This window comes from Streptomyces sp. NPDC048420 (genome assembly GCF_040651535.1).
In the GTDB taxonomy this organism is placed as follows: Bacteria; Actinomycetota; Actinomycetes; order Streptomycetales; family Streptomycetaceae; genus Streptomyces.
The window spans coordinates 379,377-393,391 of sequence record NZ_JBEZKG010000003.1; the positions used below are offsets into that span (position 1 = coordinate 379,377).

11 protein-coding genes are annotated in these 14,015 nt (G+C 69.3%); 5 read left to right on the forward strand and 6 right to left on the reverse strand.

From position 1 onward, the window contains the following. Positions 1-18 precede the first annotated feature (18 nt). The 3 genes from AB0D34_RS06680 to AB0D34_RS06690 are packed head-to-tail and all read right to left on the reverse strand — an operon-like array spanning position 19 to position 3,106. Positions 19-849 (reverse strand): carbohydrate ABC transporter permease, encoded by an 831-nt coding sequence (locus AB0D34_RS06680; protein ID WP_362657475.1) that lies wholly within the window; start codon positions 847-849, stop codon positions 19-21. Then, positions 846-1,787 carry a sugar ABC transporter permease gene (locus AB0D34_RS06685; RefSeq protein ID WP_362657478.1) on the reverse strand — a complete coding sequence of 314 codons (942 nt, stop codon included), beginning with the start codon at positions 1,785-1,787 and terminating at the stop codon, positions 846-848. Before AB0D34_RS06685 ends, AB0D34_RS06680 begins: the two co-directional genes overlap by 4 nt. Continuing rightward, positions 1,787-3,106, reverse strand: coding sequence for an ABC transporter substrate-binding protein (locus AB0D34_RS06690; RefSeq protein ID WP_362657481.1), 1,320 nt, complete (start codon positions 3,104-3,106; stop codon positions 1,787-1,789). Before AB0D34_RS06690 ends, AB0D34_RS06685 begins: the two co-directional genes overlap by 1 nt. Before the next feature lie 154 nt (positions 3,107-3,260). Between AB0D34_RS06690 and AB0D34_RS06695 the strand changes: the two genes are divergently transcribed. The 4 genes from AB0D34_RS06695 to AB0D34_RS06710 all read left to right on the forward strand — a co-directional run bounded on the left by AB0D34_RS06695 (position 3,261) and on the right by AB0D34_RS06710 (position 10,600). After that, the gene (locus tag AB0D34_RS06695; protein ID WP_362657484.1) at positions 3,261-6,098 is read left to right on the forward strand and encodes a glycoside hydrolase family 2 protein; all 2,838 of its coding nucleotides are present in this window, start codon (positions 3,261-3,263) and stop codon (positions 6,096-6,098) included. Next, positions 6,095-7,132, forward strand: a complete 1,038-nt coding sequence (locus AB0D34_RS06700) for a LacI family DNA-binding transcriptional regulator (RefSeq protein WP_362657487.1) — start codon at positions 6,095-6,097, stop codon at positions 7,130-7,132. The genes AB0D34_RS06695 and AB0D34_RS06700 overlap by 4 nt, the downstream gene beginning before the upstream one ends. A gap of 118 nt (positions 7,133-7,250) precedes the next feature. Next, positions 7,251-8,477, forward strand: a complete 1,227-nt coding sequence (locus AB0D34_RS06705) for an acetyl-CoA C-acyltransferase (RefSeq protein ID WP_362657490.1) — start codon at positions 7,251-7,253, stop codon at positions 8,475-8,477. After that, on the forward strand, positions 8,474-10,600 hold the full coding sequence (locus AB0D34_RS06710) for a 3-hydroxyacyl-CoA dehydrogenase NAD-binding domain-containing protein (RefSeq protein ID WP_362657493.1): 2,127 nt from the start codon (positions 8,474-8,476) through the stop codon (positions 10,598-10,600). The genes AB0D34_RS06705 and AB0D34_RS06710 overlap by 4 nt, the downstream gene beginning before the upstream one ends. A gap of 57 nt (positions 10,601-10,657) precedes the next feature. Here the strand turns inward: AB0D34_RS06710 and AB0D34_RS06715 are convergent, their stop codons facing one another. Both AB0D34_RS06715 and AB0D34_RS06720 read right to left on the reverse strand, forming a co-directional pair. Beyond that, on the reverse strand, positions 10,658-10,786 hold the full coding sequence (locus AB0D34_RS06715) for a hypothetical protein (protein WP_362657496.1): 129 nt from the start codon (positions 10,784-10,786) through the stop codon (positions 10,658-10,660). A 26-nt stretch (positions 10,787-10,812) separates the two neighbouring features. Then, positions 10,813-11,841: a hypothetical protein gene (locus AB0D34_RS06720; protein ID WP_362657842.1), complete on the reverse strand. Its 1,029-nt coding sequence runs from the start codon at positions 11,839-11,841 to the stop codon at positions 10,813-10,815. Positions 11,842-11,911: 70 nt separating this feature from the next. Between AB0D34_RS06720 and AB0D34_RS06725 the strand changes: the two genes are divergently transcribed. Then, positions 11,912-12,280: an NTP pyrophosphohydrolase gene (locus AB0D34_RS06725; RefSeq protein WP_362657499.1), complete on the forward strand. Its 369-nt coding sequence runs from the start codon at positions 11,912-11,914 to the stop codon at positions 12,278-12,280. Between the two features lie 159 nt (positions 12,281-12,439). Here the strand turns inward: AB0D34_RS06725 and AB0D34_RS06730 are convergent, their stop codons facing one another. Continuing rightward, complete coding sequence (locus AB0D34_RS06730) at positions 12,440-13,924, reverse strand: amino acid permease (protein ID WP_362657502.1); 1,485 nt, start codon at positions 13,922-13,924, stop codon at positions 12,440-12,442. Positions 13,925-14,015: the final 91 nt, after the last annotated feature.

Genomic DNA, 14,015 nt, shown 5'->3' on the forward strand with positions numbered 1-14,015 from the left:
CGCGCCCCTAAAAGAACCTCACCTCGTCGCTCCTCGCATGAAACCGTTGTAGATGAACCTCTGCAGGCTCAGAAAGACGATCAGCGTCGGCAGGATCACCAGGACCGCTCCTGCCGAAATCACCTCCCAGTGGGCTGCGTAGGGGCCTCTGAAGCGGAACAGCGACGTCGATATCACGCCAAGATCTTCCGAGGGCATGTAGAGGAAGGGGATGTAGAAGTCGTTGTAGACGGTGATGCCCTTGACGATGACCACCGTCGCTATGGCCGGCTTCAGCAGCGGGAAGATGATCTTGCGGTAGATCGTGAAGGCGTTGGCGCCGTCCAGGCGGGCCGATTCGTCCAGGGAGATCGGGATCGAGCGGACGAACTGCAGGAAGATGTAGATCGAGACGATGTCCGTGCCCATGTACAGGGCGATCGGCGCCCAGAGGGTGTCGAACATGCCGAAGCTGTTGACGATCTGGAACGTGGCCACCTGAGTCGTGACGCCGGGAACCAGGGCGGCCGTCAGGAAGAGCACGACCACCAGCTTCTTGAAGCGGAAGGTGAAGCGGTCGATGGCGTAGGCCGTCATCGAGCCGATGAGGACCGTGCCGCCGATCGAGACCAGCAGGATGATCGCCGTGTTGGTGAAGGCGGAGAGCATCTCGCCGTCCTGGAACGCCGTCACGTAGTTGTGGAAGTTCAGCAGGTCGTGCGGGAGTTCGAGGGCCCCGCTGGTGTTGGCCATCTCCTTCTCCGACTTGAGGGAGGTCAGGAGGACGACGACGAGCGGGAGCAGGACCACCAGGGTCGCGGCGATCAGCGAGAGATAGACCAGGGCGCGGACGATCTTGCGGCGGGTCATACGAGGTCCACCTTGTCGTCGGGGACCAGGCGTCGCTGAACCCAGGTCACCAGCAGGATGATCAGCAGGAGGACGATGGCGGCCGCCGAGGCAAGGCCCGTCTTGTTGAAGCGGAAGGCCAGGTTGACCGTCTGGATCACGAAGGTCTCGGTGCCGGTGGCGCCGCCGGTCATGATGTACGGGATCTCGAAGACCGAGAGCGAGCCGGAGATCGAGAGGATCACCGTCAGGGTCAGCACCGGCTTGATGCCCGGCGCGATGATGTAGCGGGACTGGTGCCAGCGGTTCGCGCCGTCCAGCTCCGCGGCTTCGTAGAGCTCCCCCGGGATCGACTGGATCGCGCCCAGGAAGAGGACGAAGTTCAGGCCCAGGTAACGCCAGACGGAGACGCCGGCCAGTGAGGTGTTCGCGGAGACCGGGGTGCCGAGCCAGGCGTGGTCGGTGTGCACGCCGAACAGGCTCAGCACGGAGTCGAGGGTGCCGCCGTCCTGGAAGAAGTAGAGGAACACGAAGCCGATCGCGACCCCGTTGATCAGGTACGGGAAGAAGAGCACGCCCTTGAAGAAGTTCCGGAAGCGGACGTTGAAGCTCAGGATCGTCGCGAAGTAGAGGGCCAGGGCGATCTGGACCGCGGATGCGGCGAGGTAGTAGCCACTGACCCAGAAGACCTCGAAGAGGTCCGGCCGGGTGAAGACCTCCTGGTAGTTCTCGGCGCCCGTGTAGTGCAGTTCGGGGCTCACGCCGTCCCAGTCGGTGAAGCTGTAGGCGACCATGTTGAGGATCGGCGCGTAGGTGAAGGTGATCAGCAGGGCGAGCGGGGCGATCAGGAACAGCCAGGGGGTGACGCCCCGCCAGGCACGGGTCCGGCGCGGGGCGGGCGCCGGGACGGGGGCGGCCGGGATCACCTCCACGGCCGCCTTGTGAGTCGTGTCCGTCATCAGGACCCCAGGTTCTTCTGGGCGTCCGTCCAGCGCTTGCTGAGGTCGGAGAGGAAGTCGTCGAGGCTGCCCTTGCGGGCTCCGCGGGCGAGGTCGACGAGGTTCTGACGGTACTCGGGGGCATAGATGCCGACCTCCGAGTCGCTGTCGAGCTGCTTGACCCGGGCGCCCTGTGCGTCGTCGACCTCGATGAGCTTCACCCCCTGCTCCTCGTACGGCTTCATCACCTCGGGCAGGGCCGCGTCCTTGAGCGGGGAGATGGCCAGGTTGTCCTCGACGTAGCCGGACTTGTCCGTGAACCAGTCGATCCAGGCGCGGGCGGCTTCCTTGTACTTGGAGTGGACGTTGACGGCCTGGTTGTAGTCCGGGGCGACGGTCGCGCAGAACTTGCCGTCCGTCTGGGACGGGAACGGCATGAAACCGATGTCGTCCGGGTTCACACCGGCCTTCTTGGCGGCGTCCTTGAACTGCACGATCGCCCAGGTGCCGAGCCACTGGGTGGCGATCTCGCCCTTGGCGGTGCGGGGCTTGGACTCCTCCCAGTTGCTGGTCGTCGGGTCCTTCTCGATCAGGCCGGCCTTCACGATGTCGTACAGCAGGGTGTCGCCGACGCGCAGGTCGGCGCCCTTGGCCCACGGGTCGTCCTGGGCGAGCTTGCTGGTGGCCTGCGGGTCGCAGTGGACCGCGCCGTCGACGTACGTCCACGAGGTGAGCGTCCAGCCGGCCGCGAAGTTGGTGTAGTACGGGATCGCGTCGGTCTTGGCCTTGATGGCCTTGAGGTCCTCGATGAACTCGGCCGGGGTGGTGGGCCATTCGGTGACCCCGGCCTCCTTCCAGATCCGCTTGTTGTAGACGAACCCGGGGGCCACACCGACCGGGCTCTGGCCGTAGACCTTGCCGTCGACGGTGGTGTAGTCGGTGAAGCGGTACTTCTCGCTGCGCTCGGCCTCGGTGCCCAGGGAGGCGAAGAACCGCGGGTAGTCGGCCTTCTTGATGACCGCGGGGATCAGCAGGACGTCACCGTAGTTCTCGGTGTTCATCCGGATCTTGACCTCGGTCTCGTAGTTCGTGAGCCCTTCGAACTCGACCTTCACCTTCGGGTACGTCTTGTTGAACTCGGCGGCGTACTTCTTCAGCGTGCCGTCCTGCACGAGGTCGGTGCGGACGGTGAGGACCTTGATGGTCCCGGTGACCTTCGACGGGTCGTCAGGTGCCTTGGCGTCGGCGCCCTTTGAGGATCCTCCGGTACCGGTGCAGCCGGGGAGCAGCAGGGCGGCACTCGCGACCACGGCCAAGGACAGGACTGTACGGCGGTTCATGTGCATCAGCTCCGTTCACGGGACGGACGAGCACGAGCGGGTTGGCTGGTTCGGTACTCTGACAACGTTTTCTTAACCGGTAAAGTCCCTATCTCGCCAACGATGCCGAAAAGCTTTCGGACCACTGGACTTTACCGGTTTAGGGAGTGCGTACATGCTTCAGGCCACACCGCTCACCGAGGGCTGGATCCTGCGGCACGAGGGAGAGGCGCTGCCGGCTGTCGTGCCGGGCTGTGTGCACACCGATCTGCTGGCCGCCGGGGTGATCCCGGACCCCTTTCTCGGGCTGGGCGAGACCGAGGTGGCGTGGGTGGGGCGGCGGGAGTGGACCTACGAGACCGACCTCCCTCCGGTGAACGGGCATGAGCAGACCGACCTCGTCTTCGACGGTCTGGACACGGTGGCCGAGATCCTGCTGGACGGCCGACTCCTGGGCCGGACAAGGAACATGCACCGCTCGTACCGCTTCGACGTGACCGGTATGGCCGGACGGCTGAGCGTGCGGTTCGTCTCCGCCTACGCAGAGGCCGAGGCGGTGCGCGGGAAGCTGGGCGAGCGGCCCGCCACGTATGCCGAGCCCTTCCAGTACCTCCGCAAGATGGCCTGCTCGTTCGGCTGGGACTGGGGGCCCACGCTGGTGACGGCCGGGATCTGGCGGCCGGTGCGGCTGGAACGGTGGTCGACGGCCCGGATCGCCCGGGTGCGGCCGCTGGTGAGCGTCGAACAGGGCCTGGGTGTCGTGGAGTTGGCGGTCGACGTGGAGCGCTCCAGAGTCGAGGCGCCACTGACCGTGGAGGCCTCGGTGGGTGGGGTGCGGGCGCGTGCCGCGGTCGACGGGACCTCGGCGGTCGTACGCCTGGAGGTGCCGGACGTACGGCTGTGGTGGCCGCGCGGTTACGGTGAACAGCCGCTGTACGACGTTGAGTTGACGCTGCTGCACGAGGACCGGCCGCTGGACGGGTGGCGGCGCCGGGTGGGTTTTCGGACCGTCGAGCTGGACCGGTCGGCCGATGAGCACGGCACGGGGTTCACGTTCGTCCTGAACGGCGAACGGCTGTTCGCGCGCGGCGTGAACTGGATCCCGGACGACGTGTTCCCGTCCCGGATCACCCGTGAGCGGTACCGGGAGCGGCTCGCGCAGGCCGCCGGCGCCGGGGTGGACCTGGTGCGGGTCTGGGGCGGCGGGATCTACGAGAGCGAGGACTTCTACGACGCCTGCGACGAACTGGGGCTGCTGGTCTGGCAGGACTTCCCGTTCGCCTGCGCGGCCTATCCGGAGGAGCAGCCGCTGCGGGGCGAGGTGGAGGCGGAGGCCCGGGAGAACGTCGTACGGCTGATGCCGCATCCCTCGCTCGTGCTGTGGAACGGCAACAACGAGAACCTGTGGGGGTTCAGGGACTGGGGCTGGGAGGAGCGGCTCGCCGGGGACTCCTGGGGGGAGGGGTACTACCTGGGTGTACTGCCGCGGGTGGTGGCCGAGTTGGACCCCACGCGGCCGTACACGGCGGGGAGTCCCTGGTCCGGGTCGTGGGACCACCACCCGAACGATCCGGCGCACGGGACGCACCACTCGTGGGAGGTGTGGAACCGTCTCGACTACGCCGAGTACCGGAGTGAAGTGCCGCGGTTCGTGGCCGAGTTCGGCTGGCAGGCACCGCCCGCCCACGCCACGCTGGCGCGCGCGCTGCCCGGGGAGGTGCTCGCGGCGGACTCCCCCGGTGTGCTGCACCACCAGAAGGCCGACGACGGGAACGGCAAGCTGCGGCGGGGTCTTGAGCGGCATTTCGCCTTCCCTGAGGGGGACTTCGACCGCTGGCACTACCTGATGCAGGTCAACCAGGCGCGGGCGGTGGCTGCCGGTATCGAGCACTGGCGGTCGCACTGGCCGGTGTGCGCGGGGACGGTGGTGTGGCAGCTCAACGACTGCTGGCCGGTGACGAGTTGGGCGGCGGTGGACGGGGACGGGCGGGAGAAGCCGCTGTATCACGAGCTGCGGCGGCTGTACGCGGATCGGTTGCTGACGGTCCAGGTGCGGGGGCAGGAGCTGGTGTTGGCGGTCGTCAACCAAGCGGGCGAGCCGTGGGCGGGGGTGCTGCGGCTGCGGCGGATGTCAGTGGACGGCGGGGTGCTCGACGAGGCCGAGGTGGACTTCCGCGCGGACCGAAGGACGGTCGCCGATGTGACGGTACCGCCGGAGCTGGTGCCGGTGGGGCCGAAGGAGTTTCTGGTGGCGGATGCGGGTGGCAGCGGCGGTGCGGACCGGGGAGCGGCTGCGGGGGCGAGCGGCAGCTGGGGCACGGACGCGGAAGCGGAGGCGGGCCGAGCCCCGGAAGCAGGCGCGTGCGCGAGCCAGGGCGCGGGCGCGGGAGTCGGTATGGCTGCGGCTGCACGCGCAGACCAGCGCCCGGACACAGAAGCCGGCACGGACGCGGAAGCGGGGGCGGGCCGAGCCCCGCAAGCAGGCGCGTGCGCGAGCCAGGGCGCGGGAGCCGGTATGGCTGCGGCTGCACGCGCAGACCAGCGCCCGGATGCGGAAACCGGCACAGGTGCGCAAGCGGGCGCAGGCCACGACGGCGGCACGGAAACCAACGCGGCAGCAGGCGCAAACGCAGACCAGCGCCCGGACACAGAAGCCGGCGCGGATGCGTGCGCAAGCCACGACGCGGGCGCCGGAGTCCACGCGGCCGCGGAGGCGAGCCCGGCGCCTGACGGTGCGCGGGCCCTGTACTTTCCCTCGCCCGACCGTGAAATCCCCTACGCCCGCCCCGAGTTCGACGTCTCCGTGGCGCCAGGTGCCGTGACCGTGACGGCCCGCACCCTCGTACGGGATCTGCTGTTGCAGGCCGACCGGCTGGATCCGGCGGCGCGGGCGGACCGGGGGCTGGTCACGCTGTTGCCCGGGGAGCGGGTGACCATCGGGGTGAGCGGCTGGGAGACTCCTGACGCGGATACCGCCCGGTCCGCCCTGTACTGCCTGGAGCCCAGCCGATGACAGCCCAGCCGGCCTCGCGCGTCACCATCAAGGACGTCGCCGCGCGTGCCGGGGTGTCCAAGGGGGCCGTGTCGCTGGCCTTCAACCACAAGCCGGGGCTGTCGGAGGCCACCAGGGACCGGATCTTCCTGGCCGCGCGGGAGCTCGGCTGGGCACCGAACCTCACGGCGCGGACACTGGCCGGGTCGCGGGTGGACGTCGTAGGGCTCGCGATCTGTCGGCCGGCGCGACTGCTGGGCCTGGAGCCCTTCTACATGGAGTTCGTGTCGGGCGTGGAGAGCGTGCTGATCGAGCGGAACTGCTCGCTGCTGCTGCGGCTGGTGCGGAACGTGGAGGAGGAGGTCGGGATTCAGGAGTCGTGGTGGCGTGGGCGGCAGGTCGGGGGGTCGATCCTGGTCGACTTCCGGGCGGACGATCCGCGTGTCGCGGCGGCCGAGCGGCTGGGGATGCCGGTGGTGGCCGTAGGGGATCCGTCGTTCACCGGCGGCCTCACGTCCGTGTGGACCGATGACGCGACCGCCGTGACGGAGGCCGTGCGGTATCTGGCGGCGCTGGGGCATCGGCGGATCGCCCGGGTGGGGGGTGCGGCGGCGCTGGCGCACACGTCGACACGGACGGCGGCGTTCGACGAGGCCGCGAGGGCGTTGGAGCTGGCGGGGGCCTGGCAGGTCACCACCGACTACTCGGGGGAGGCCGGCGCGCGGGCCACCCGGTCCCTGCTGACCGCCACGCCGCCGGACCGGCCGACCGCTATCGTCTACGACAACGACATCATGGCGGTCGCCGGACTGTCGGTCGCCGCGGAGATGGGACTGGACGTTCCGCGTGACGTCTCACTGCTCGCCTGGGACGACTCCCAGCTGTGCCGGCTCACCCACCCCACGCTGTCCGCGATGAGCCATGACGTGCACGGATTCGGCGCGGACGCGGCTCGGACGCTGTTCGGAGTGATCACCGGGGAAGGGCCGGGATCGCATCCAGTGCCCACTCCGGTTCTGACGCCGAGGGGCTCCACGGCGCCTCCCGCGATGTGACCTTCGCCGCTCCGGCCTCCAGGGGTGTGCAGTCACGTTACCCATAAGTAGCATGGGTCCTGAGCGCGCGCTCAGCGCATCGCAGCAGTGCAGATCCCGCATCTGGAGGAGAGCCATCGTGCCTCGTACCGTCAGGGACGTCGTCTTCGTCGACGGCGTCCGCACCCCGTTCGGCAAGGCGGGCCCGAAGGGCATCTACCACGAGACCCGTGCCGACGACCTCGTCGTGAAGGCGATCCGGGAGCTGCTGCGCCGCAACCCGGGTCTCGACCCCAAGAAGATCGACGAGGTCGCCATCGCCGCGACCACGCAGATCGGTGACCAGGGGCTCACCATCGGCCGTACCGCCGGAATCCTGGCCGGTCTGCCGCAGTCCGTACCCGGTTACTCCATCGACCGCATGTGCGCGGGCGCGCTGACCGCCGTGACCACGGTCGCCGGTTCGGTCGCCTTCGGTGCCTACGACATCGCCATCGCCGGTGGTGTCGAGCACATGGGCCGTCACCCCATGGGCGAGGGCGTGGACCCGAACCCGCGGTTCGTGAGCGAGAAGCTGGTCGACGAGTCCGCCCTGTTCATGGGCATGACCGCCGAGAACCTGCACGACCGGTACCCGACGATCACCAAGCAGCGCGCCGACGAGTACGCCGTGCGCTCCCAGGAGAAGGCCGCCAAGGCGTACGCCAACGGCAAGATCCAGGCCGACCTGGTGCCGATCTCGGTGCGCCGCACCAACCCCGAGGCCGGTGAGACCGGCTGGGGCCTCGTGACCGCCGACGAGCCGATGCGTCCGGGCACCACCCTGGAGAACCTGTCCGGGCTGAAGACGCCGTTCCGCGTCCACGGCCGGGTCACCGCCGGTAACGCGGCCGGTCTGAACGACGGCGCCACCGCCTCCCTCATCGCCTCCGAGGACTTCGCCCGCGAGAACGACCTCCCGGTCAAGATGCGCCTGGTCTCGTACTCCTTCGCGGGTGTCGAGCCCGAGGTCATGGGCTACGGCCCGATCCCGGCCACCGAGAAGGCCCTCGCGCAGGCGGGTCTGTCGATCTCCGACATCGGCCTGTTCGAGATCAACGAGGCCTTCGCGGTCCAGGTCCTGGCCTTCCTGGAGCACTACGGCATCGCGGACGACGACGCGCGCGTCAACCAGTACGGCGGCGCCATCGCGTACGGCCACCCGCTGGCCTCCTCCGGCGTCCGGCTGATGACGCAGCTGGCCCGCCAGTTCGAGGAGCAGCCCGAGGTCCGCTACGGCGTGACCACCATGTGCGTCGGCTTCGGCATGGGCGCGACGGTCATCTGGGAGAACCCGAACCACAAGGACGCCGGAGGCAGCAAGTGAGCACCACTGAGCTCTTGAAGGGTGCGGCCGAGCTGTTCCCGGACGAGGTAGTCACCCAGGCGCACGTACGCCACCTGGACCTGCCGTTCAACGCCGGACGCTTCGCGCTCATCACGCTGGACAACGGCTTCGACCACACCAAGCCGACCACCTTCGGCCCGGCCTCGCTGGCGAACCTGAACACCGCCATCGACCAGGTCGAGAAGGAGGCCTCGGCCGGCGAGATCGTCGGTGTCGGCATCACCGGCAAGCCGTTCATCTTCGCCGTCGGCGCCGACCTCAAGGGCGTCGAGCTCCTCAAGGAGCACAAGGACGCGCTGGCCATCGGCAAGGGCGGCCACGAGGTCTTCAAGCGCCTCGCGGGCATCGCGGTGCCGACCTTCGCGTACTACAACGGCGCGGCCATGGGCGGTGGCGTCGAGGTCGGTCTGCACTGCACCTACCGCACGGTGTCCGCGGCCCTGCCCGCCTTCTCGCTCCCCGAGGTCTTCCTCGGTCTGGTCCCCGGCTGGGGCGGCTGCACCCTGCTGCCGAACCTGATCGGCGCCGAGAAGGCCGTCTCGGTCATCATCGAGAGCTCCCTCAACCAGAACAAGCAGCTCAAGGGTGCCCAGGTCTACGAACTGGGCATCGCCGACGCCCTGTTCGAGGGCGCGGACTTCCTGGAGCAGTCCCTGCTGTGGACGGCGTCCGTCCTCAAGGGCGAGATCGTCGTCGACCGCCCGGTGATCGACCGCGGTGAGGCCTGGGACCAGGCCGTCGCCAAGGGCCGTTTCATCGCGGACTCCAAGGTGCACGGGGCCGCTCCGGCCGCCTACCGCGCCCTGGACATCATCGAGGCCGCCAAGAACGGCGACCTCCAGCAGGGCTACGACGCCGAGGACCAGGCCCTCGCCGACCTGATCATGGGTGGCGAACTGCGCTCCGGCATCTACGCGTTCAACCTGGTGCAGAAGCGCGGCAAGCGTCCCGCGGGGGCCCCGGACAAGAACCTGGCCCGCCCGGTCACCAAGGTCGGTGTCGTCGGCGCCGGTCTGATGGCCTCCCAGCTCGCGCTGCTCTTCCTGCGCCGCCTGGAGGTGCCGGTCGTGCTGACCGACATCGACCAGGAGCGCGTCGACAAGGGTGTGGGCTACGTCCACGCCGAGATCGAGAAGCTGCTCGGCAAGGGCCGTATCAACCAGGACAAGGCCAACCGCCTGAAGGCCCTGGTCACCGGTGTGCTGGACAAGGCGGAGGGCTTCTCCGACGCGGACTTCATCATCGAGGCCGTGTTCGAGGAGATCGGCGTCAAGCAGCAGGTGTTCGCGGAGGTCGAGGCGGTCGCCCCGGCGCACGCGATCCTCGCCACCAACACCTCCTCCCTGTCCGTCTCGGAGATGGCGTCGAAGCTCAAGAACCCCGAGCGGGTCGTCGGCTTCCACTTCTTCAACCCGGTCGCGATCCTCCCGCTCCTGGAGATCGTCCGCGGCGAGCAGACCGACGACGCCTCGCTGGCGACCGCCTTCGCCGTGGCCAAGAAGCTGAAGAAGACCGCGGTGCTGGTCAAGGACGCCCCGGCGTTCGTCGTGAACCGCATCCTCACCCGCTTCATGGGCGAGATCCAGAACATCATCGACGAGGGCACCCCGGTCGCCGTGGCGGAGAAGGCGGTGGAGCCGCTCGGCCTGCCGATGTCCCCGCTCGTCCTCCTGGAGCTGGTCGGTCCCGCGATCGGTCTGCACGTCTCGGAGACCCTCAACCGGGCCTTCCCGGACCGCTTCACGGTCTCCCCGAACCTCGCGGCGGTCGTCAAGGCGGGCAAGCGCGGCTTCTACGTCTACGACTCCGGCAAGCCGGAGCTGGACCCCGAGGTCGCCGCGCTCCTCAAGCAGGGCGATGTCGTCCTGTCCGAGGAGCAGGTCCGTGACCGTGTCCTCGACGCCGTCGCCCAGGAGATCGGGCTCATGCTCGACGAGGGTGTCGTCGCCGAGGCGCAGGACATCGACCTCTGCCTGATCACGGGCGCCGGCTGGCCCTTCCACCTGGGCGGCATCACGCCGTACCTGGACCGCGAGGGTGTCTCGGAGCGCGTGAACGGCAAGAAGTTCCTGGCTCCGGGCGTGGCGTCGGTCCCGGCGTAAGCGCTTCTCGTACGACCGTGAAGAGGGCCTCCGCTGCGGCGGAGGCCCTCTTCGCATTCAGGCCGGCCGGGCCGTGAGGTCGGCGTTCTCGGCCTCCAGGCGCGCGATGCGCTCGCGGGCGACGGAGTACAGCTCCATGACGGCGTCCGGGAACTCGGCGACCAGCTGTTCCGGGGTCAGTGCCATCGTGGCTGCCCTACGCCGAAACCCGCTCAGACCTCCTGCCAGGCCGCCAGCGCCAGCCCCGGCTCGTCCTTCTGCCGGGCGACCCGCAGGTCCCCGTCGGGGGTCACCGTCGCGGCGACGACACGGCCGTCGGCGTCCTCGGCGAGCGCCACCGCCGTGTCCACGGGGAGCTGCGGCCCCGACTCCGTCCACCACATGCCCGCCGACTCCTGCTCGGTGGGACAGGCTGCGAAGGCGACCCGCCCGGAGGCCGAGCGCTGCGCGAGCAGCGTGCAGTCGTGGCCCTCCAGAGTGCAGCGGAGCAGGGCCGGCGGGCCGGGCCCGGCCGCGGCGAGCAGTGGGGTGGGCTCGGTGTCCGGGCGCCAGGCGTAGAACATGCCCTCCGGGTCCGCGAAGAAGAGCGTGGTGTGCTCTTTGGAGGTGGGCAGCGCGCCGAGTGTGCCCGGCTCGACGCGCACCGGCAGCGGGTCGGCCGGTACGGGAGCGGCACCCGCCTCCTCCTGGAGCCACCGCAGGATGCCGTCGGGTCCGGTGCCGTACACCTCGATCCGGCCCGACTCCCCAGTCACGGCGACCAGTTGTTCGTGGACGTCGGTGCCCTTGAGGTCGGACCAGGCGTTCCAGCCGCCGCGCTCCTTCTGTACGAGGGCACGCACGCTGTTGCTCCGGTTGCCGACGAAGACATGTGCCCGGCCCTCCGCGTCGACGGCCACAGCGGGCACACCGGTGCGCGCACCGGCCTTGTCGGGGTGGCCGACCGGGATCCAGTCGAGGGCGGCGAGGTGGACGCGGAAGTGGGTGGAGTGCACCAGGCTCGCCTCCTCGGCCTTGGTGGGGCGCCAGGAGACGAGGTGCGCGTAGCCGTCGGGGCCCCGGCCCACGGCGAGCCCGGCGTGCAGGCGTTGGCCTCCGCCGACCTTGCGCCAGGGCAGCCAGGTGTCGCCGCCGGGGCGGCGCTCTGCCCGGCACCACACCGCGTCGTCGCGGGTGGTGTAGACGCCGAGTCGGCCGTCGCGGGCGCGGATGAGCCAGTTGCCGTTCACTGTACGGACCATTGACACGGGACCACTCTAATCGGGCGGTCTGCGCCGCGTTCGGGTGGGCCGGGCGTGGCACGCTGGGGGCATGAGTGACGTGCTGCTGGTCGTCGTGGATGCCGCGAATGTCGTCGGGTCGGTACCGGACGGGTGGTGGCGGGACCGGCGGGGGGCCGCGGAGCGGCTGCGGGACCGGCTGGCGGCGGACGGGGTGCCGGGGCGGGACGGTCCGGTGGAGATCGTGCTGGTGGTGGAGGGGGCGGCTCGGGGGGTGGAGTCGGTGCCGGGGGTTCGGGTGGAGTCGGCTCCGGGGAGCGGGGACGATCACATGGTGGAGCTGGTGGCGGGGGTGGGGGGTGGGCGGCCAGTGCTGGTGGTCACCGCCGATCGTGAACTCCGGCGCCGGGTTTCGGAGTTGGGGGCGGAGGTAGCGGGGCCGCGGACGGTACGGCCCTGAGCGTCGTCGTTCGGCTGCGGGCCGGTGGAGGCCGGTCGCGCAGTTCCCCGCGCCCCTGAAAGCGGTGGGTACAGTCAGGCAGACCCTCACTGCACCCACCCAGGGGCGGGAACTGCGCGACCAGCCACAATGCACCGCAGCCGACATACGAGCCGGGAGTTACTCCGTCTCGGTCCGCTGGTTCAGGCGGCTGTGGGTGCGGCCGTAGAGGAAGTACACCGCGAACCCGATCGCCATCCAGATCGCGAACCGCAACCACGTCTCCGCCGGCAGGTTGAGCATCAGCCAGAGGGAAGCCAGGACCGACAGGATCGGGATGACCGGCACCCACGGCGTACGGAAGGCGCGGGGCAGGTCGGGGCGGGACCTGCGCAGGATGATCACACCGATCGCGACCACCACGAACGCGAACAGCGTGCCGATGTTGACCAGTTCGGCGAGCTCGCTGAGGGGCGTGAAGCCGGCGACGACCGCGATGACCACGCCCAGCAGGATGGTCGGGCGGTGCGGGGTCCGGAACTTCGGGTGGACGTGGGAGAAGAACGTGGGCAGCAGTCCGTCACGGCTCATCGCGAAGAAGACCCGGGTCTGCCCGAGGAGCAGGATCATGCAGACCGTCGTCAGGCCGACGGCGGCGCCGAAGCTGATGAAGCCCGCGAACCAGGGGTGCCCGGTGGCCTTGAAGGCGTCCGCCAGCGGGGCCGTGACGGACAGGTCGGTGTACTTCTGCATTCCGGTCACGACGATCGACACGGCGACGTAGAGGGTCGTGCAGATGAGGAGCGAGCCGAGGATGCCGCGGGGCATGTCCCGCTGCGGGTTGCGCGTCTCCTCCGCCGCCGTGGCGACCACGTCGAAGCCGATGAAGGCGAAGAAGACGACCGAGGCGGCCGTGAAGACGCCCATCACACCGAAGTTGGACGGGGCCCAGCCGAACATCAGCTGGATCAGCGGCGACTGGAGGCTGTCCCCGGCCGGGACCTCCTGCGCCTTCGGGATGAACGGGTCGTAGTTGTCGCCCTTGATGAAGAAGGCACCGGCGACGATCACGGTCAGGACGACCGTCACCTTGATGGCGACGACGATCGAGGTCACGCGCGCGGAGAGCTTGGTGCCGAGCACCAGGATGCCGGTGAGCACCAGGACCAGCAGGGCGGCGAGGATGTCGAAGCCGAAGCCGTCGGCTCCGTCCCGCCCGCTGAGCGCCTCCGGCAGATGGATGCCCGCGTTGTCGAGCAGCGAGGCGATGTAGCCGGACCAGCCGACGGCGACCACCGCGGTGCCGAGCGCGAACTCCAGGACGAGGTCCCAGCCGATGATCCAGGCGGGCAGTTCGCCGAGGGAGGCGTAGGAGAAGGTGTACGCCGATCCCGCCACCGGCACGGTGGAGGCGAACTCGGCGTAGCAGAGCGCGGCGAGCGCGCAGACGACGCCCGCGACCACGAAGGCCAGGGCGACCGCAGGACCTGCGTTGTTCTTGGCGACGGTGCCGGTCAGGACGAAGATGCCGGTGCCGATGATGACGCCGACGCCGAAGACGGTCAGATCCAGCGCGGACAAGGATTTCTTGAGCGCGTGCTCTGGCTCCTCGGTATCGAGGATGGACTGTTCGACCTTCTTCGTCCGGAAGAGGGTGCTGCTCACGGGTACCTCCCACGCTGTGTCGTCCTCGACATGATCGAGAGGGGGCGTAGGTCGTATGCCCCGGCGCGGGCCGATTCACGCGAATGGGCCG

Coding starts and splice junctions, on each gene's coding strand:
- AB0D34_RS06720 (WP_362657842.1), bottom strand. CDS start 11,841: ATGGTCCGTACAGTGAACGGCAACTGGCTCATCCGCGCCCGCGACGGC.
- AB0D34_RS06685 (WP_362657478.1), bottom strand. CDS start 1,787: ATGACGGACACGACTCACAAGGCGGCCGTGGAGGTGATCCCGGCCGCC.
- AB0D34_RS06695 (WP_362657484.1), top strand. CDS start 3,261: ATGCTTCAGGCCACACCGCTCACCGAGGGCTGGATCCTGCGGCACGAG.
- AB0D34_RS06690 (WP_362657481.1), bottom strand. CDS start 3,106: ATGAACCGCCGTACAGTCCTGTCCTTGGCCGTGGTCGCGAGTGCCGCC.
- AB0D34_RS06725 (WP_362657499.1), top strand. CDS start 11,912: ATGAGTGACGTGCTGCTGGTCGTCGTGGATGCCGCGAATGTCGTCGGG.
- AB0D34_RS06715 (WP_362657496.1), bottom strand. CDS start 10,786: ATGGCACTGACCCCGGAACAGCTGGTCGCCGAGTTCCCGGACGCCGTC.
- AB0D34_RS06680 (WP_362657475.1), bottom strand. CDS start 849: ATGACCCGCCGCAAGATCGTCCGCGCCCTGGTCTATCTCTCGCTGATC.
- AB0D34_RS06700 (WP_362657487.1), top strand. CDS start 6,095: ATGACAGCCCAGCCGGCCTCGCGCGTCACCATCAAGGACGTCGCCGCG.